The organism is Oleispirillum naphthae (assembly GCA_027864655.1).
GTDB lineage: Bacteria > Pseudomonadota > Alphaproteobacteria > Rhodospirillales > Rhodospirillaceae > Oleispirillum > Oleispirillum naphthae.
The window spans coordinates 272,318-290,408 of record JAQAZG010000001.1 but is presented as its reverse complement, the minus strand read 5'-3'; the positions used below and the strand labels follow the sequence as shown (position 1 = coordinate 290,408).

Here is an 18,091-nt window from a genome sequence, read left to right as displayed (position 1 = left end):
TCCCAGGGTGGACGGCCGTCGCTTCGTCAGGACGATTTTGGATAATCACAGAGCTTTCCTATGCAGGTAACCGAAACCAAGACGGAAGGGCTGAAGCGCGCGTTCTCGATCGTCGTGCCTGCTGCCCAGATTGAGGAAAAAGTCACGGCACGCCTGGTCGAGGTCGGCCACAACGCATCGATCCCCGGGTTCCGGCCCGGCAAGGTGCCGATGTCCTTCCTGAGCAAGCGGTACCGGCCCGCGGTGATGGGCGAGGTGATGGAGGCGATGATCAACGAGTGCACCGCCAAGACGGTGTCCGAGCGCAAGCTGCGCCCGGCGGTGCAGCCGAAGATCGAGATCGTCTCCTTCGACGACGGCAAGGACCTGGAGTTCTCGGTGGAGATGGAAGTCCTGCCGGAGATCGCCATCGCCGACCTCTCCAAGATCAGCCTGGAGCGTCTCAAGGCGTCCGCGCCGGAAGAGGACGTGGAGAAGGCGCTGGCCAATGTCGCCCAGCACCACGCCCACGCGCATCCGGTGGTGGTGGAGCGCGCCGCGGCCAACGGCGACGCGGTGACCATCGATTTCGTCGGCAAGCTCGACGGCACGCCGTTCCCCGGCGGGGAGGGCAAGGACTTCGACCTCGAACTCGGCTCCGGCATGTTCATTCCGGGTTTCGAGGAGCAGCTGGTCGGCGTCAAGGCGGGCGACGCGGTCGAGGTCAAGGTGACCTTCCCGGCGGACTACCACGCCAAGGACCTGGCGGGCAAGGAGACCACCTTCGACGTCACGCTGAAGGCGGTGAAGGAATTCCACGAGCACCCGGTCAACGACGAACTGGCCCAGCACGAGGGACTGAAGGACCTCGATGAACTGCGTAAGGCCCTGCGCAGCCGCATCGAGGAGGAATTCGCCCAGGCGTCGCGCCAGCGGCTGAAGCGGGTTCTGCTCGACGCGTTGGACGAGACCCACAAGTTCGAGGTGCCGTCCGCGCTGCTCGAGGGCGAGTTCGCCGCGATCTGGAAGTCCCTGGAAGAGGCCAAGGCCAACGGCACCCTCGATCCCTCCGACGTGGACAAGTCCGAGGAGGCGCTCAAGGAAGAGTATCAGGCGATCGCCGAGCGCCGCGTGCGCCTCGGCCTGCTGCTCGCCGAGATCGGCCGCATCAACAATATCCAGGTGAGCAAGGAAGACCTGCAGCGTGCGGTGTTCCAGCAGGCGCGGCAGTTCCCGGGCCAGGAGCGGCAGGTCTTCGAATACTTCACCAAGAACCAGCAGGCGATGGAGCAATTGCAGGCGCCGTTGTTCGAGGAGAAGACCGTCGATTTCGTCCTCGAACTGGTGCAGCTGACCGACCGCGAAGTGTCGCCGCAGGAGTTGATGGCCGACCCGGACGAGGCCGAGGAAGCGCCGAAGAAGAAGGCTCCGGCGAAGAAAAAGCCCGCGGCCAAGGCCAAGGCGGCCGAGGAGCCGGAGGCGGAAAAGGCGGAAAAAGCCGAGAAGGCGCCCGCCAAGAAGCCGGCGAAGAAGAAGGCCAAGGCCGAGGAATAAGCTTTGCATGCAAAGGCATGCATAAAGCCGCGGCGCCCGGAGGCCTCCTCCGGGCGCTGTTTTTTCCGGCCTTGCAAGCGCCGCCGAAAAGCGGATATGTCCTAGAGGCAGAGTTTTTCCAAATCCGATCCAGAGAGGATTTCATGCGCGACCGTGACCCCATCGACATCTACAACAGCACCCTGATTCCGATGGTGGTGGAGCAGACCAGCCGCGGCGAGCGGTCCTACGACATCTTCTCCCGCCTGCTCAAGGAGCGCATCGTCTTCCTCACCGGCGGCGTCAACGACGAGGTGGCGAGCCTGATCTGCGCGCAGCTGCTGTTCCTGGAATCGGAGAACCCGAGCAAGGACATCTCGTTCTACATCAACTCGCCGGGCGGCGTGGTGACCTCGGGCCTCGCCATTTTCGACACCATGCGCTACATCCGCTGCGGGGTGTCCACGGTGTGCATGGGGCAGGCGGCCTCCATGGGCTCGTTCCTGCTCGCCGCCGGAACCAAGGGCAAGCGCTTCGCCCTGCCGAATTCGCGGATAATGATCCACCAGCCCTCGGGCGGCTTCCAGGGCCAGGCGGCGGACATCGAGATCCAGGCGCGCGAGATTCTCGAACTGCGCGGTCGCCTCAATGCGCTCTACGCCGGGTTCACCGGCCAGGACATCGCCACCATCGAGAAGGCGATGGACCGCGACAACTATATGACCGCGGAAGCGGCAAAAGCCTTCGGTTTGGTCGATGACGTGGTGGCGGAACGCCCGGCTTCGGCCGACGGCAAAACCGCTTCCTGATCGGGAGAACGGCATAATCTCCGGCCCGTACCGGTGACGTTTTGGTGAATCGCCCCTACCTATGGTGCGTGAGGGGCGGATATCCGCCGGATCGGCACGGGATTTGCGGGTTGTTCGGTGCGTGGTTGTCCGGCTAGGATGACGCGCGGCAAGGCCGCCCAAGGATCCGGACCGGGTCCGCGGGCGACGCGAAGGCAGGAGTAAGGGATGGTCAAGTCCTCTGGCGGCGACTCGAAGAACACGCTCTATTGCTCGTTCTGCGGCAAAAGCCAGCACGAGGTGCGCAAGCTCATCGCCGGGCCGACGGTGTTCATCTGCGACGAGTGCGTCGAACTGTGCATGGACATCATCCGCGAGGAGAACAAGTCGAACCTGGTGCGCTCGCGCGACGGGGTGCCGACGCCGCTCGACATCATGGCGGTGCTCGACGACTACGTGATCGGGCAGAAGCACGCGAAGAAGGTTCTCGCGGTGGCGGTGCACAACCACTACAAGCGCCTGGCGCACGCCGCGAAGAACAACGACGTCGAGCTGTCGAAGTCCAACATTCTGCTGATCGGCCCCACCGGCTGCGGCAAGACCCTGTTGGCGCAGACGCTGGCGCGCATTCTCGACGTGCCGTTCACCATGGCGGACGCCACCACGCTCACCGAGGCGGGCTACGTCGGCGAGGACGTGGAGAACATCATCCTCAAGCTGTTGCAGGCCGCGGACTACAACGTCGAGCGGGCGCAGCGCGGCATCGTCTACATCGACGAGATCGACAAGATCTCCCGCAAGTCCGACAACCCCTCGATCACCCGCGACGTCTCGGGCGAGGGCGTGCAGCAGGCGCTGTTGAAGATCATGGAAGGCACCGTCGCCTCGGTGCCGCCGCAGGGCGGGCGCAAGCACCCGCAGCAGGAATTCCTGCAGGTGGACACCACCAACATCCTGTTCATCTGCGGCGGCGCGTTCGCCGGGCTGGAAAAGGTGATCGGCCAGCGCAACCAGGGCACCTCCATCGGCTTCGGCGCCGACGTGAAGAGCCCGGAGGAGCGCCGCTCCGGCGAAATCCTCAAGGGCGTGGAACCGGAGGACCTGCTGAAGTACGGCCTGATTCCGGAATTCGTCGGCCGCCTGCCGGTGATCGCGACGCTGGAGGACCTGGACGAAGAGGCGCTGATCGAGATTCTCACCAAGCCGAAGAACGCCCTGGTGAAGCAGTATCAGCGGCTGTTCGAGATGGAGAACGTTTCCCTGTCGTTCAAGGAGGACGCGCTTACCGCGATCGCGCACAAGGCGATCGCGCGCAAGACCGGCGCGCGCGGCCTGCGCTCGATCATGGAGGGCATCCTGCTCGAAACCATGTTCGACCTGCCGAGCCAGAACGGCATCGAGGAAGTCGTGGTGAACAAGGACGTGGTGGAGGATTCCTCCAAGCCGCTGTTCATCTACGGCGAGCGCAAGGACGAGATGGGCTCCAGCGCCTGAGCGCGCTTTGCGGCGGCCGGGGGTTGACCGGGCCGCCGCCGCCCCATAGTTCTTGCGTCTGAGGGCATTCGCCCGTCACGTATCAAACGAGGACGTATGTTGACCGAATCCAGTGGAAACGCCTTTCCTGTCTTGCCGTTGCGCGACATCGTGGTGTTTCCCCACATGATCGTGCCGCTGTTCGTCGGCCGCGAGAAGTCGGTGCTGGCGCTCGAGGAGGTGATGCGCGAGGACAAGCAGATTCTGCTGGTCGCGCAGAAGGACGCCACCCAGGACGACCCGGGCGCCGACGACATCTTCGGCGTCGGCACGCTCAGCACCGTTCTGCAACTGCTGAAGCTGCCCGACGGCACGGTGAAGGTGCTGGTGGAGGGCGGCAAGCGTGCGCGGATTTCCCGCTTCGTCGAGGGCAAGCCCTATTTCGAGGCGGCGTCGGCGACGCTCGACGACGAATGGGGCGACGAGCAGGAGACCGAGGCTCTGGCCCGCTCCGTGGTCTCCCAGTTCGACCAGTACATCAAGCTCAACAAGAAGATCCCCCCCGAGGTGATGGTCTCGATCAACCAGATCGACGACCCCTCGAAGCTCGGCGACACCGTGGCCTCGCACCTGCAGATCAAGATTTCCGAGAAGCAGGAGCTGCTGGAGGTCACCTCGGTGCACGACCGCCTGGAGAGGGTCTACGCCTTCATGGAGTCCGAGATCGGCGTGCTCCAGGTGGAAAAGAAGATCAGGAGCCGCGTCAAGCGCCAGATGGAGAAGACGCAGCGCGAGTACTACCTGAACGAACAGCTCAAGGCGATCCAGAAGGAACTGGGCGAAACCGACGACGGCCGCGACGAGATCACCGAACTCGAGGAGCGCATCGAGAAGACCAAGCTCTCCAAGGAGGCGCGGGAGAAGGCCAACGCCGAGCTGAAGAAGCTCCGCAACATGAGCCCGATGTCCGCCGAGGCGACGGTGGTGCGCAACTACCTCGACTGGATGCTCTCCCTGCCGTGGAAGAAGCGCTCCCGCGTCAAGCAGGACCTGAGGTGGGCGGAGGCGGTGCTCAACGAGGAGCACTACGGCCTCGACAAGGTCAAGGAACGCATTCTCGAATACCTCGCGGTGCAGCAGCGCACCCAGAAGGTCAAAGGCCCGATCCTCTGCCTGGTCGGCCCGCCCGGCGTCGGCAAGACCTCGCTCGGCAAGTCGATCGCCCGGGCGACCGGGCGCAACTTCGTGCGCGTGTCGCTCGGCGGCATGCGCGACGAGGCGGAAATCCGCGGCCACCGCCGCACCTACATCGGCTCGATGCCGGGCAAGGTGGTGCAGGGGATGAAGAAGGCGGGAACCTCCAACCCGCTGTTCCTGCTCGACGAAGTGGACAAGGTCGGCGCCGACTGGCGCGGCGATCCGGCTTCGGCGCTTTTGGAAGTGCTGGACCCGGAGCAGAACGTCGCCTTCAACGACCTCTATCTGGAAGTGGACTACGACCTCTCCGACGTGATGTTCGTGACCACCGCGAACACCCTGCGCATGCCGCAGCCGCTGCTGGACCGCATGGAGATCATCCGGCTTTCGGGCTACACCGAGGACGAGAAGGTGGAAATCGCCAAGCGCCACCTGGTCGAAAAGCAGCTCAAGGCCAACGGCCTGAAGACCGGCGAGTGGTCGATTTCCGACGATGCGCTGAAGGACCTCATCCGCTACTACACGCGCGAGGCCGGGGTGCGCAATCTCGAGCGCGAACTCGCCAATCTGACCCGCAAGGCGACCAAGGAAATTCTCACCAAGAACACCAAGAAAATCTCCGTAACCCGCCGCAATCTCGATAAATATGCCGGCGTGCGCCGCTTCCGCTATGGCGAGGCGGAGCTCGAGGACATGGTCGGTGCGGTGACCGGGTTGGCCTGGACCGAGGTGGGCGGCGAATTGCTCACCATCGAATCCGTGCTGATGCCGGGCAAGGGCGCGGTCACGCTCACCGGACAGCTCGGCGACGTGATGAAGGAATCGATCCAGGCGGCGCGTTCGTTCGTGCGGTCGCGTTCGCCGCTGCTCGGCATCAAGCCGACGCTGTTCGAGAAGAAGGACATCCACGTGCACGTGCCCGAGGGCGCAACGCCGAAAGACGGTCCCTCGGCGGGCGTCGCCATGGTCACCTCCATCGTTTCCGCGCTTACCGGCATTCCGGTGCGCAGGGATGTGGCGATGACCGGCGAGATTACGCTGCGCGGCCGCGTGCTCGCCATCGGCGGGTTGAAGGAAAAGCTGCTGGCGGCGCTGCGCGGCGGCATCAAAACGGTGCTGATCCCCGAGGAGAACGAGAAGGACCTGACGGAGATTCCCGACAACGTGAAGCGCGGGATGAAGATCATCCCGGTTTCCACGGCCGACGAAGTGCTGAGCCACGCCCTGGTGCGCGAGCCGGTTCCGATCGAATGGGATGAAACCGCCGACGAAGCGATGGCAAAAATCGCCCCTCCCGCCGATAATGACGATACCGTGCTGACTCATTAGTTGCGGCGGCTTCGCTCCGGGATGACAGAGAAAAGGCGGTTTATTTACCGCCTTTTCTTTGTATGGTTCAAGGATGTCCATATATTGCCGTATTTCATGGACGAATTCTTGGAAAGGTTGAGGCGTTGTCTTGTGACGATCATCACAGCCAGGCAGCTTTCGGTGGCGTAGGAGGCGGGGGGCGTATCCTGTCAACCCCGCAATTGAGAGGAAAACTGCGCTTCTTCCGTTGACGGCTCGATCAGATGCGTTCTACACTGCGCGCCGTCGGGTTGATCGAATGTTTACAAATCCAATAAAATTGGGTCTAGCATAAGGGGTCTTGCCGTGAATAAGAATGATCTCGTTGCTGCTGTCGCGGCGCAAGCGGATGTCTCCAAAACGGATGCCGCCAAGGCCGTGGACGCCGTGTTCCAGGCGATTACCGAAGCCTTGCAGAAGAATGACGAGGTTCGCCTCGTCGGTTTCGGTACTTTCAGCGTCGCCGAGCGCGCCGCCACCGAGGGTCGCAACCCCCGGACTGGCGCCAAGATCACCATCCCTGCTTCCAAGCAGCCGAAATTCAAGGCCGGCAAGGGTCTGAAGGACGCTGTGAACTAAGCAGTCTTGGGTTCAGGACAAAGCCGGTCGCGCGCCTCGCGGCCGGCTTTTCTCGTCTTGAACCTTGCGGGCGGTTAGCTCAGCTGGGAGAGCGACTGGTTTACACCCAGTAGGTCGGCGGTTCGATCCCGTCACCGCCCACCACCCTACGCCTTCGGCTTCGGGTGGCAGGCCACCCCGGAGCGTCAGCGGAGGGGTGGGCTGCCACCCGAACAGGAAACATGTAGGGTGTCTCCCGAAGCCTTGGCGTAGGGAGACTGGCACACCAAGGCACCTTGCTTTTTCCCATCTCCAGTAGCAGGCCACCCCGGAGCGTCAGTGGAGGGGTGGTCAACTCCGCATTGCGACCGCGGCGCCTGCGCCGATCAGGGTCGCGCCGGCGCCGCGGTGCATCCAGCGGCTCAGCGCCGGGTTGCGCAGGCCATGGCCCGCGCGCGCCGCCAGGGCGGCATAGGTCAACATCACGCCGCCGACCACGGTGAAGATCACCCCCACCAGCCCCGCCGCGCCCCACACGTTGACCGTGGTGAGGTCGATGAAGGTGGGCAGGAAGGCCAGATAGAACAGGATGGTCTTGGGGTTGCCGAGGGTGAGCAGGAAGCCCGCGGCGAACATCCGCCGCGACGGCGCGGGCGGCTGCGCGGTTTCCTCCCTGGCGGAGAAACTTGCGTGGATCATCCGCCCGCCCATGACGACGAGAGCCGCCGCCGCGACGATGCGGATGGCGGAGAAGACGTCGCCGAAGGCGTGCGCCACCGCCGACCAGCCGGTCAGCGCGGCGAGGAAATAGGCGGTGTCGCCGAGAACGATGCCCAACGCCATCGCCGCCGCATCGCGGAAGCCGCGGGCCATGGCGCGCGAGACGATGGCGAACACTGCGGGGCCGGGCGTCGCCGCGGCGATGGACAGCGCCACGGCCATGGCGAGAAGCGTATGAGTTTCCATGCCCCGGTTTCCTTGTGCGGGAGTGTCCGGGGCAGTGTGGCGCTTCGCGCCGGGGCAGGCAAGGCCTGCGCTACTTGAACGCCACGCCGGGCGCGAACCCGAACTTCTTGAGAACCATCGCCAGCGGGCAGAAGCCGGTGACGGAGGCCTGCATCAGGTTGAGGCCGACGAACCCGGACAGCAGCAGCCAGTAGGGGCTGGCCAGATAGGCGAGAATCGAGGCGGCGAAAACCACGCCACCGGCGAACAGCAGGACCACGCGGTCGATGCTCATGACGGGACTCCTTGGATCGTATGGCGCGATGCCATAACATTAGAGACTTCGAATATAATAAGCGGTTTTCCTTCGTCAAGACCGGGGCGGCGCTTTCCCACAGCCTCGGCGGCATGCAGCGCTCGGAAAGAGTCGAAATGGGGCCTCGGCGGGTTGAATTCCTGGGTTTGTTGTCCATGTCCTGTATCGGACGCGGTGGTGTATTTTGGTGAATGTTTCGAGGCGTTTGCGTATAACTATGGATATATTCTCGCCGGTCTTGCGGTCACCGCATCCGATCCTACCCGCGGGTAGGACAAAGCGGGTGGGTTCCGATCTCACCTTCATGCCTTTCTTGACACTTAGATACCCGCGGGATTACATGCTGTGGCGACGGCTGGAACGTAGACCGAAAGTCATGGGCACCACGTCGTCGTGGCGGCCGGTCGGCGCCGTGACGACGGTGCTGTTTCCCCATTCGCGTTTGTGGGCGTACACTCGCCGGAAACCGGCGGGCGGTGCGTCCGGTGCGCGTGCCGCCGTTGCGACGACTCTACGGTGAAGGGGCAGAACTCATGGACGAGCTCTTGCGGGAATACCTGCCGATCCTGGTGTTCATCGGCGTAGCCCTCGGCATGGCCGGGGTGATGGTGGTGGCCTCCTACGTGGTGGCGCGGCAGAATCCCGATACCGAGAAGGTCTCCGCCTACGAGTGCGGATTCGACCCCTTCGACGACGCGCGGGCGCGTTTCGAGGTGCGGTTCTACCTGGTCTCCATTCTCTTCATCATCTTCGATCTGGAGGCCGCCTTTTTGTTCCCCTGGGCCGTGGTGTTGAACCGCATCGGGATTTTCGGCCTGGCGTCCATGCTGGTGTTCCTTGGCGTTCTGACGGTCGGGTTCATCTATGAGTGGCGCAAGGGGGCTCTGGAATGGGAGTGAGGTCATGAACGGCGGCGAGGCGCACAACCCGGTCCTTTCCGGACCCGAGATTCCCGAGGGCCTGACCCAGGACGAGATGCTGGGGCTGGTCGGCGAGGAGTTGTCCAACCGCGGCTTCGTTCTGGCGAAGCTCGACGATCTGCTCAACTGGGCGCGCACCGGCTCGATGTGGCCGATGACCTTCGGCCTCGCCTGCTGCGCCATCGAGATGATCCACACCGGCTGTTCGCGCTACGATCTCGACCGTTTCGGCATCGTCTTCCGCCCCAGCCCGCGCCAGGCCGACGTGATGATCGTCGCGGGCACGCTGACCAACAAGATGGCGCCCGCCCTGCGCCGCGTCTACGACCAGATGGCGGAGCCGCGCTGGGTGATCTCCATGGGCAGTTGCGCCAACGGCGGCGGCTATTACCACTATTCCTATTCCGTCGTGCGCGGCTGCGACCGCATCGTGCCGGTGGATGTCTACGTGCCCGGCTGTCCGCCGACCGCGGAGGCGCTGCTCTACGGCATTCTCCAATTGCAGAAGAAGATCCGCCGCAGCCGCACCCTGTCGCGCTGATCCGCCGCTTTCGCCTCTTGCACGGAACCTGAAACGATGACCGACGCATTTGCCGAAACCCGCCGCAGCGCCCACCAGGAAGTGGGCGACCATATCGAGGCCATGCTGGGCGAGCATGTGGACGAGGTCGCGCTCCTCGGCGACGAACTGGTGGTGCGCGCCAAGCCGCAGAGCATCGTGCCGCTTCTGATGTTCCTGCGCGACGACGGCGTCTGCCTGTTCAAGCAGCTGATGGATGTCTGCGGCGTCGATTGGCCGGACCGCATGCCGCGTTTCGATGTGGTCTATAACCTGTTGTCGATGAAGCACAATCTGCGCGTGCGCATCGTCGTGCCGGTGGAGGAGGGGGGCGCGGTCCCCTCGGTGGTGGAGATATTCCCCTCCGCCGGATGGTTCGAGCGCGAGACCTACGACATGTACGGCATCCGCTTCGACGGGCATCCCGACCTGCGGCGCATTCTCACCGATTACGGCTTCGAGGGGTATCCCCTGCGCAAGGACTTCCCGCTCAGCGGGTTCGTCGAGGTGCGCTACGACGACGGCCAGAAGCGCGTCGTCTACGAGCCGGTCAAGCTGACCCAGGAATTCCGCACCTTCGACAACCTCAGCCCCTGGCAGGGGCCGGAGCTGGAGCGCGTCGCCAAGGCACTGCCCGGCGACGAGAAGGCGACGGGCGGGAAAGAGTAGGGGGACCCGGAATCATGGCCGAGACACGCAGCGAAACCTTCACCATGAACTTCGGGCCGCAGCACCCGGCGACGCACGGCGTGCTGCGACTGGTGCTGGACCTCTCGGGCGAGGTGGTGGAACGCGCCGACCCGCACATCGGGTTGTTGCACCGCGGCACCGAAAAGCTGATCGAATACAAGACCTACATGCAGGCGCTGCCGTATTTCGACCGCCTCGACTACACCTCGCCGATGAGCGAGGAGCACGGCTTCGCCCTGGCGGTGGAGAAGCTGCTGGGCATCGAGGCGCCGCCGCGCGCCCAGTACATCCGCGCGATGTATGCGGAGATCACCCGCGTTCTCAACCACATCCTCAACCTCACCTCGTATGCCATGGATGTCGGCGCGATGACGCCGATCCTCTGGGGCTTCGAAATCCGCGAGCGCGGCATGGAACTCTACGAGCGTGCCTCCGGCGCGCGCATGCACGCCAATTACTTCCGCCCCGGCGGCGTCGCCTGCGACCTGCCCGCGGGTCTGACCGACCGCATCGCGGTGTGGTGCGACGAGGCCTCCGCCTTCATCGTCGATATGGAGCGCATGCTCACCGGCAACCGCATCTTCCGCCAGCGCACCGTCGATATCGGGGTGATCGACGAAGAGGACGCCATCGCCTGGGGGTTCTCCGGGCCGTGCCTGCGCGCCTCGGGCGTGCCGTGGGATTTGCGCAAGGCGCAGCCCTACGACTGCTATGCCGACCTCGACTTCGACATTCCGGTGGGCAAGAACGGCGACTGCTTCGACCGCTATCTGGTGCGCGTCGAGGAGATGCGGCAGTCGATCCGCATCATCCGCCAGTGCCTGCAAAAGCTCCCCGGCGGCCCGGTGAAGGTGGACGACCACAAGATTTCCCCGCCGCCGCGCGCCGAGATGAAGCGCTCGATGGAGGCGCTGATCCACCACTTCAAGCTGTTCACCGAGGGCTACCACGTGCCCGCGGGCGAGACCTACTCCGCGGTCGAGGCGCCGAAGGGCGAGTTCGCGGTGTACCTGATCTCCGACGGCACCAACCGGCCGTACCGCTGCCACATCCGCTCCCCGGGGTTCGCCCACCTGCAGGCGACGGACAAGCTGTCGAAAGGGCACATGCTCGCCGACATGACGGCGATCATCGGGTCCCTGGATATCGTGTTCGGGGAGATCGACCGATGAGCGAGACCTACCACGTGGAGACGATCGAGACCGTGGAAACGCCGGAAACCTTCGCCTTCACGGCGGAAAACCGGAAGCGGGCGGAGGCGGTGATCGCCAAGTACCCGGCGGGGCGGCAGCGTTCCGCGGTGATGCCGCTTCTCGACCTGGCGCAGCGCCAGGCGGGCTGGCTTTCGCGCGACGCCATGGATTGCGTCGCCGGGATGCTGGGCATGCCGCCGATCAAGGTGTACGAGGTGGCCACCTTCTACACTATGTACAACCTGAAGCCGGTGGGCAGGCTGCACGTGCAGATCTGCACCAACATCTCGTGCTGGCTGCGCGGCGCGCCGGAAATCGTGCGCGCGGCCAAGGACGTGCTCGGCGTGGCGTTCGGCGAAACCACCGCGGACGGAGCGGCGACGCTCTCCGAGGTGGAATGCCTGGGCGCGTGCGCCAACGCGCCGGTGATGCAGGTCAACGACGACCTTTACGAGGACCTCACCTACGACACCGCCAAGGCGGTGCTGGAGGCGCTGTTGAAGGGCGAGGCCCCGCCCTTCGGTTCGCAGACCGGGCGGCGCGGCTCGTGCCCGTGCAAGGGCGCGACGACTCTCAAGGAGCTGGCCGGCGAGCATGCGGCCGCGGAGTCCGCGCCCGCCCCCAAGGCCAAGACGGCGAAATCCGCCAAAGCCGGGAAGGAGACGAGCTGATGCTGCGCGACGAAGACCGCATCTACACCAATCTCTACGGCTTTCAGCCCTGGGCGCTCAAGGCGGCGAAGAAGCGCGGCGACTGGGACGGCACCAAGGCGATCCTGGAGAAGGGGCGCGACTGGATCGTCGGCGAAATGAAGGCCGCGGGCCTGCGCGGCCGCGGCGGAGCAGGGTTCTCGGCGGGGTTGAAGTGGTCGTTCATGCCGAAGGGCGAGGGGCCGCTGCCGCACTACCTGGTGGTCAACGCCGACGAGGGCGAGCCCGGCACCTGCAAGGACCGCGACATCCTGCGCCACGAACCGCACAAGCTGGTGGAAGGCTGCCTGATCGCCGGTTTCGCCATCGGCGCGCATGCCGCCTACATCTATGTGCGCGGCGAATACTACAACGAAACCAAAGTTTTGCAGGAGGCGATCGACGAGGCCTACGCCGCCGGTCTGCTCGGCCCCAACGCCTGCAAGAGCGGCTGGGCGATGGATGTCTACATCCACCGCGGCATGGGGGCCTATATCTGCGGCGAGGAAAGCGCCCTGATCCAGAGCCTGGAAGGCAAGAAGGGCCAGCCGCGCGCCAAGCCGCCGTTCCCGGCGGGGGTGGGCGTGTGGGGCTGCCCGACCACGGTGAACAATGTCGAGACCATCGCCGACGTGCCCACCGTGCTGCGCCGCGGCGCGGCGTGGTTCGCCGACCTCGGGCCGGAAAACAACAACGGCACCAAGATCTTCTGCATCTCCGGCCACGTCGAGACGCCGTGCTGCGTCGAGGAGGAGATGGGCATTCCGCTCAAGGAGCTTCTGAAGAAGCACGCGGGCGGGGTGCGCGGCGGCTGGGACAACCTGCTCGCGGTGATTCCCGGCGGTTCGTCCACGCCGATGATCCCCAAGGACGTCTGCGACGACGTGCACATGGACTTCGATTCGCTGCGCAACGTGCGCTCCGGCCTCGGCACCGCGGCGGTGATCGTGATGGACAAATCCACCGATCTGGTCGCCGCGATCACCCGGCTGGCGCGCTTCTACATGCACGAAAGCTGCGGCCAGTGCACGCCGTGCCGCGAGGGCACCGGCTGGCTGTGGCGCACCATGGTGCGCATGGAGAAGGGCGAGGCGACGGTAGCGGAGATCGACCAACTGCTGGAGGTCACCCGCCAGATCGAGGGCCACACCATCTGTGCGCTCGGCGATGCGGCGGCCTGGCCGATCCAGGGGCTGTTCCGCCACTTCCGCCCGGAAATCGAAAAACGCATCGCCGCCCGCCGGGCGGACGCGAAGCATCGCGCCGCGTAGGAGACTGAGAATGCCGAAACTGACCATCGACGGATTGGAAGTCGAAGTCCCGGCCGGCACGTCGGTTTTGCAGGCGGCGGAAGAGCTGGGTATCGAGATTCCGCGGTTCTGCTACCACCCGCGCCTGCCGGTGGCGGCCAACTGCCGGATGTGCCTGGTGGAAATCGAGAAGGTGCCGAAGCCGGTGGCCTCGTGCGCGCAGCCCGTGGGCGAGGGGATGGTGGTGAAGACCAACTCCCCGGCGGCCTTGCAGGCGCGCAAGAACGTGATGGAACTGCTGCTGATCAACCACCCGCTCGACTGCCCGATCTGCGACCAGGGCGGCGAGTGCGACCTGCAGGACCAGGCGGTGGCCTACGGCAAGGACAAGGGCCGCTACATCGAGGAAAAGCGCGCGGTGACCGAAAAATACCTCGGCCCGCTGATCAAGACCGCGATGACGCGCTGCATCCACTGCACCCGTTGCGTCCGCTTCCTCACCGAGATCGCAGGCGTGCCGGAACTCGGCATGGTCAACCGCGGCGAACACGCCGAGATCACCACCTACGTGGAGCGGGCGCTCACCTCCGAGCTTTCCGGCAACATCGTCGATCTCTGCCCGGTCGGCGCGCTGACCAGCAAGCCCTACGCCTTCACCGCGCGGCCGTGGGAGTTGAAGAAGACCGAATCCATCGACGTGCTCGACGCGGTGGGCAGCAACATCCGCATCGATACCCGCGGCAACCAGGTGATGCGCGTGCTGCCGCGCCTGCACGAGGACGTCAACGAGGAGTGGCTGGGCGACAAGAGCCGCGCCGCCATCGACGGCCTGGCGAAACGCCGCCTCGACACCCCCTACGTGCGCCGCGACGGCCAGCTCCGCCCGGCGACCTGGGCCGAGGCCTTCGCCGCCATCGAGGCCGGGCTCTCCGGCCTCAAGGGGGCGGAGATCGCCGCGATCGCGGGCGACCTGGCGGACGCCGAGTCGATGTTCGCGCTCAAACTGCTGATGCAGGCCCTGGGCTCGCCCAACCTCGATTGCCGTCAGGACGGCGCGGCCCTGGACCCCAAGGTTTCCGCCTCCTGGCGCTTCAACACCGGCATCGCCGGGATCGAGCAGGCCGACGCGCTGTTGATCGTCGGCTCCAACCCGCGCATCGAGGCCCCGGTGCTCAACGCGCGCATCCGCAAGCGGGTCCTCAAGGGCGGCTTCAAGGTCGCCACCGTCGGCGTCAAGACGGACCTCACCTACGCGGCGCAGCACCTCGGCGACGGCGTGGAGGCGTTTCAGGCGGTGGTGGACGGCGAGAACCCGTTCTTCGACGTGCTGAAGACCGCGGAACGCCCGATGATCGTTCTCGGCATGGGCGCGCTCGCCCGCGCCGACGGCGCGCGCATCCTCGGCGCGGCGCGGCACCTGGCGGAGAAGGCGGGCCTGGTCAAGGACGGCTGGAACGGCTTCAACGTGCTGCACACCGCGGCGGCGCGGGTCGGCGGCCTGGAGATCGGCTTCGTGCCCGGCAAGGGCGGCCTCGACACCCGCGGCATCCTCAAGGCCGCGGCGGCCGGCAAGGTGAAGGCGGTGTGGCTCTTGGGCGCGGATCAACTGCCGACCAATCCGCTCGATTCCGCCTTCGTGATCTATCAGGGCCATCATGGCGATGTCGGCGCGCAGGTGGCGGACGTGATCCTGCCCGGCGCGGCCTATACCGAGAAGGACGGCACCTACGTCAACACCGAAGGCCGGGTGCAGCGCGCGCAGCGCGCGGTGTTCCCCCCCGGCGAGGCGCGCGAGGACTGGAAGATCCTGCGCGCCGCCTCCGAAGTGCTGGGCCACGTGCTGCCCTTCGACAGCCTGGATGCGCTGCGCGATGCGCTCGCCGCCGCCGTGCCCGCGTTCGCCACGCCGGACGCCGCGGCGCCCGGGGCCTGGGGCGACTTCGGCGAGGCGGGCGCTCTCGACGCCGCGCTCGGGCCGCTCGGCTCGGCGGTGTCCAACTACTACATGACCGACCCGATCAGCCGCGCCTCGCCGACGATGGCGGCGTGCACGCTGGAGATCATCGAGGCCGGAAACGCGAGGACGGGGACCCATGGCTGAGTTCTGGACCGATTTTCTCTGGCCGCTGATCCTCATCCTGGTGAAGATCCTGGCCTTCATCCTGCCGCTGCTGCTGGCCGTGGCCTATCTCACCTATGCCGAACGCAAGGTCATCGCCGCGATGCACCTGCGCAAGGGCCCCAACGTCGTCGGCCCCTTCGGTCTGCTGCAACCGATGGCCGACGGCCTCAAGCTGTTCATCAAGGAAACCGTGGTGCCCACCGGGGCCAACCCGGTGGTGTTCCTGATGGCGCCGGTGGTCACCTTCACCCTGGCGCTGGTCGGCTGGGCGGTGATCCCGGTTTCCGAGGGCTGGGTGGTCGCCGACATCAACGTCGGCATCCTCTACCTCTTCGCGGTGTCCTCGCTCGGCATCTACGGCATCATCATGGCGGGCTGGGCGTCGAACTCGAAGTACGCCTTCCTCGGCGGACTGCGCTCCGCCGCGCAGATGGTCTCCTACGAGGTCTCGATCGGCTTCATCATCGTCACCGTGCTGCTCTCCGCCGGTTCGCTCAACCTCTCGCAGATCGTGCGGGCGCAGAGCGGCCTGTGGTACTGCATCCCGCACTTCCCGATGTTCGTGCTGTTCCTCATCTCCGCCCTGGCGGAGACCAACCGCACCCCCTTCGACCTGCCGGAAGCGGAATCCGAACTGGTGGGCGGCTACAACACCGAATACTCGGCGATGACCTTCGCCATGTTCTTCCTCGGCGAATACGCCAACATGATCCTGATGAGCAGCCTCTGCGTCATCCTCTTCCTCGGCGGCTGGCTGCCGCCGATCGCGGTGGCGCCGTTCACCTGGATTCCCGGGGTGATCTGGTTCGCGCTCAAGGTTTCGGCGGTGTTGTTCTTCTATCTGTGGGCGCGCGCCACCCTGCCGCGCTACCGCTACGACCAGCTGATGCGCCTGGGCTGGAAGGTGTTCCTGCCGATGTCGCTGGGCTGGGTGGTGATCACCGCGGTGGCGTTGCACCTGTTCGGCTGGCTGCCGCCCCGGGCGTAAAAGGAGAGAGCGAAAGATGACGACCTTGGACCGCACGCTGCGCTCGTTCCTGCTGACGGAACTCGTCTCCGGCTTCGCCCTGACGCTGAAGTACATGTTCAAGCCGAAGGTGACGCTGAACTACCCCTACGAGAAGGGGCCGCTTTCCCCGCGCTTCCGCGGCGAGCACGCGCTGCGCCGCTACCCGAGCGGCGAGGAACGCTGCATCGCCTGCAAGCTGTGCGAGGCGATCTGCCCCGCCCAGGCGATCACCATCGAGGCGGAACCCCGCGCCGACGGCAGCCGCCGCACCACGCGCTACGACATCGACATGACGAAGTGCATCTACTGCGGCCTCTGCCAGGAGGCCTGCCCGGTGGACGCCATCGTCGAGGGGCCGAACTTCGAGTTCGCCACCGAACGCCGCGCCGAAATGATCTATTCCAAGCAGAAGCTCCTGGACAATGGCGACCGCTGGGAAGCCGAACTCGCCATGCGCCAGGAAGCGGACGCGCCGTACCGTTGAAGAGAAGTGTGAATAAACCCATGCAACGGACTGAAGACATGTTCATCTGGGGGAAGACAAACGCGCCGTCCGGCGTGCGCCATCCCGTCCTGTCCAGGGGAGGCCTCGGCAAATGACCGCCTTCGTATTCTACCTCTTCGCGGCGCTTGCGATCGCCTCCGGCGCGATGGTGGTGACCGCCAGGAACCCGGTGCACTCGGTGCTGTTCCTCATTCTCACCTTCTTCAACGTCGCGGGGCTGTTCATCCTTCTCGGGGCGGAGTTCGTGGCGATGATCATGGTCATCGTCTACGTCGGCGCGGTCGCCGTGCTCTTCCTCTTCGTGGTGATGATGCTCGATATCCACGCGGTGACGCTGCGCGAGGGCTTCACCAAGATCTTGCCGGTGGGCGCGGTGGTCGCCCTGGTGCTGTTCGTCGAACTCGCCCTGGTGTTCGGCACCTGGCTGATGGCGCCGGACCTCGACGCGGTGCGCGGCGCGCCCACCCCGGCGGTGGGCGAGCTTTCCAACACCCAGGCGATCGGCGCGGTGCTCTACACCGACTACGTCTACCTCTTCCAACTGGCGGGCATCGTGCTGCTGGTCGGCATGATCGGCTCGATCATGCTGACCCTGCGCGCCCGCGTCGGGGTGAAGCGGCAGAACCCGCGCACCCAGGCGAACCGCCCGCTGGAGGACTGCATCGAGGTGAAGAAAGTCGCGACGGGGAAGGGGGTCTGACGCCATGACCATCGGATTGACGCACTACCTCACCGTCGCCGCCATCCTCTTCACCCTGGGGGTGTTCGGCATCTTCCTGAACCGCAAGAACGTCATCATCATCCTGATGTCGATCGAGCTGATGCTGCTCGCGGTGAACATCAACTTCGTCGCCTTTTCCGCCTTCCTGCACGACCTGGTGGGGCAGATCTTCGTGATGTTCGTGCTCACCGTCGCGGCGGCGGAGGCGGCGATCGGCCTGGCCATCCTGGTGGTGTTCTTCCGCAACCGCGGTTCGATCGAAGTCGAAGACATCAACGCGATGAAAGGCTGAGG

18 protein-coding genes and 1 tRNA gene are annotated in these 18,091 nt (G+C 65.3%); 17 read left to right on the top strand and 2 right to left on the bottom strand.

Going from position 1 to position 18,091, the window contains the following annotated elements; all coding sequences use genetic code 11:
• Window positions 1-60 precede the first annotated feature (60 nt).
• The 6 genes from tig to O7R11_RS01340 all read left to right on the top strand — a co-directional run bounded on the left by tig (window position 61) and on the right by O7R11_RS01340 (window position 7,043).
• Complete coding sequence (gene tig / locus O7R11_RS01365; protein WP_337995678.1) at window positions 61-1,533, top strand: trigger factor; 1,473 nt, start codon at window positions 61-63, stop codon at window positions 1,531-1,533.
• A 143-nt stretch (window positions 1,534-1,676) separates the two neighbouring features.
• Window positions 1,677-2,321 (top strand): ATP-dependent Clp endopeptidase proteolytic subunit ClpP, encoded by a 645-nt coding sequence (clpP, locus tag O7R11_RS01360; protein WP_337995677.1) that lies wholly within the window; start codon window positions 1,677-1,679, stop codon window positions 2,319-2,321.
• 207 nt (window positions 2,322-2,528) lie between these two features.
• Window positions 2,529-3,794, top strand: a complete 1,266-nt coding sequence (clpX, locus tag O7R11_RS01355) for an ATP-dependent Clp protease ATP-binding subunit ClpX (RefSeq protein ID WP_337995676.1) — start codon at window positions 2,529-2,531, stop codon at window positions 3,792-3,794.
• A gap of 96 nt (window positions 3,795-3,890) precedes the next feature.
• Window positions 3,891-6,299 (top strand): endopeptidase La, encoded by a 2,409-nt coding sequence (gene lon / locus O7R11_RS01350; RefSeq protein WP_337995675.1) that lies wholly within the window; start codon window positions 3,891-3,893, stop codon window positions 6,297-6,299.
• Window positions 6,300-6,626: 327 nt separating this feature from the next.
• Window positions 6,627-6,899 (top strand): HU family DNA-binding protein, encoded by a 273-nt coding sequence (locus tag O7R11_RS01345; protein WP_337995674.1) that lies wholly within the window; start codon window positions 6,627-6,629, stop codon window positions 6,897-6,899.
• A gap of 68 nt (window positions 6,900-6,967) precedes the next feature.
• Window positions 6,968-7,043 (top strand) — tRNA-Val (locus O7R11_RS01340).
• 186 nt (window positions 7,044-7,229) lie between these two features.
• Here O7R11_RS01340 and O7R11_RS01335 read toward each other — a convergent pair.
• Window positions 7,230-7,844 (bottom strand): LysE family translocator, encoded by a 615-nt coding sequence (locus O7R11_RS01335; protein WP_337995673.1) that lies wholly within the window; start codon window positions 7,842-7,844, stop codon window positions 7,230-7,232.
• A gap of 70 nt (window positions 7,845-7,914) precedes the next feature.
• Complete coding sequence (locus O7R11_RS01330; protein ID WP_337995672.1) at window positions 7,915-8,118, bottom strand: YgaP family membrane protein; 204 nt, start codon at window positions 8,116-8,118, stop codon at window positions 7,915-7,917.
• A gap of 554 nt (window positions 8,119-8,672) precedes the next feature.
• On the opposite strand from O7R11_RS01330, the gene O7R11_RS01325 reads away from it, so the two are divergent.
• From O7R11_RS01325 to nuoK, 11 genes are all read left to right on the top strand, one after another.
• The gene (locus O7R11_RS01325; RefSeq protein ID WP_337995671.1) at window positions 8,673-9,038 is read left to right on the top strand and encodes an NADH-quinone oxidoreductase subunit A; all 366 of its coding nucleotides are present in this window, start codon (window positions 8,673-8,675) and stop codon (window positions 9,036-9,038) included.
• A gap of 4 nt (window positions 9,039-9,042) precedes the next feature.
• The gene (locus O7R11_RS01320; RefSeq protein WP_337995670.1) at window positions 9,043-9,600 is read left to right on the top strand and encodes a NuoB/complex I 20 kDa subunit family protein; all 558 of its coding nucleotides are present in this window, start codon (window positions 9,043-9,045) and stop codon (window positions 9,598-9,600) included.
• Window positions 9,601-9,636: 36 nt separating this feature from the next.
• A complete protein-coding gene (locus tag O7R11_RS01315) occupies window positions 9,637-10,287 on the top strand; it encodes an NADH-quinone oxidoreductase subunit C (RefSeq protein WP_337995669.1) in 651 nt (216 codons plus the stop codon).
• Window positions 10,288-10,301: 14 nt separating this feature from the next.
• On the top strand, window positions 10,302-11,480 hold the full coding sequence (locus O7R11_RS01310) for an NADH-quinone oxidoreductase subunit D (RefSeq protein ID WP_337995668.1): 1,179 nt from the start codon (window positions 10,302-10,304) through the stop codon (window positions 11,478-11,480).
• Window positions 11,477-12,172, top strand: coding sequence for an NADH-quinone oxidoreductase subunit NuoE (gene nuoE / locus O7R11_RS01305; protein ID WP_337995667.1), 696 nt, complete (start codon window positions 11,477-11,479; stop codon window positions 12,170-12,172). Before O7R11_RS01310 ends, nuoE begins: the two co-directional genes overlap by 4 nt.
• Window positions 12,172-13,461, top strand: a complete 1,290-nt coding sequence (nuoF, locus tag O7R11_RS01300; protein ID WP_337995666.1) for an NADH-quinone oxidoreductase subunit NuoF — start codon at window positions 12,172-12,174, stop codon at window positions 13,459-13,461. The genes nuoE and nuoF overlap by 1 nt, the downstream gene beginning before the upstream one ends.
• A 10-nt stretch (window positions 13,462-13,471) precedes the next feature.
• On the top strand, window positions 13,472-15,541 hold the full coding sequence (nuoG, locus tag O7R11_RS01295; protein WP_337995665.1) for an NADH-quinone oxidoreductase subunit NuoG: 2,070 nt from the start codon (window positions 13,472-13,474) through the stop codon (window positions 15,539-15,541).
• Entirely contained in the window at window positions 15,534-16,550 is a 1,017-nt protein-coding gene (gene nuoH / locus O7R11_RS01290; protein ID WP_337995664.1) for an NADH-quinone oxidoreductase subunit NuoH, read from the top strand. Before nuoG ends, nuoH begins: the two co-directional genes overlap by 8 nt.
• A 16-nt stretch (window positions 16,551-16,566) precedes the next feature.
• Complete coding sequence (gene nuoI, locus O7R11_RS01285) at window positions 16,567-17,055, top strand: NADH-quinone oxidoreductase subunit NuoI (protein WP_337995663.1); 489 nt, start codon at window positions 16,567-16,569, stop codon at window positions 17,053-17,055.
• 112 nt (window positions 17,056-17,167) lie between these two features.
• A complete protein-coding gene (locus O7R11_RS01280) occupies window positions 17,168-17,776 on the top strand; it encodes an NADH-quinone oxidoreductase subunit J (protein WP_337995662.1) in 609 nt (202 codons plus the stop codon).
• 4 nt (window positions 17,777-17,780) lie between these two features.
• Window positions 17,781-18,089, top strand: coding sequence for an NADH-quinone oxidoreductase subunit NuoK (gene nuoK, locus O7R11_RS01275; protein WP_337995661.1), 309 nt, complete (start codon window positions 17,781-17,783; stop codon window positions 18,087-18,089).
• Window positions 18,090-18,091 lie beyond the last annotated feature (2 nt).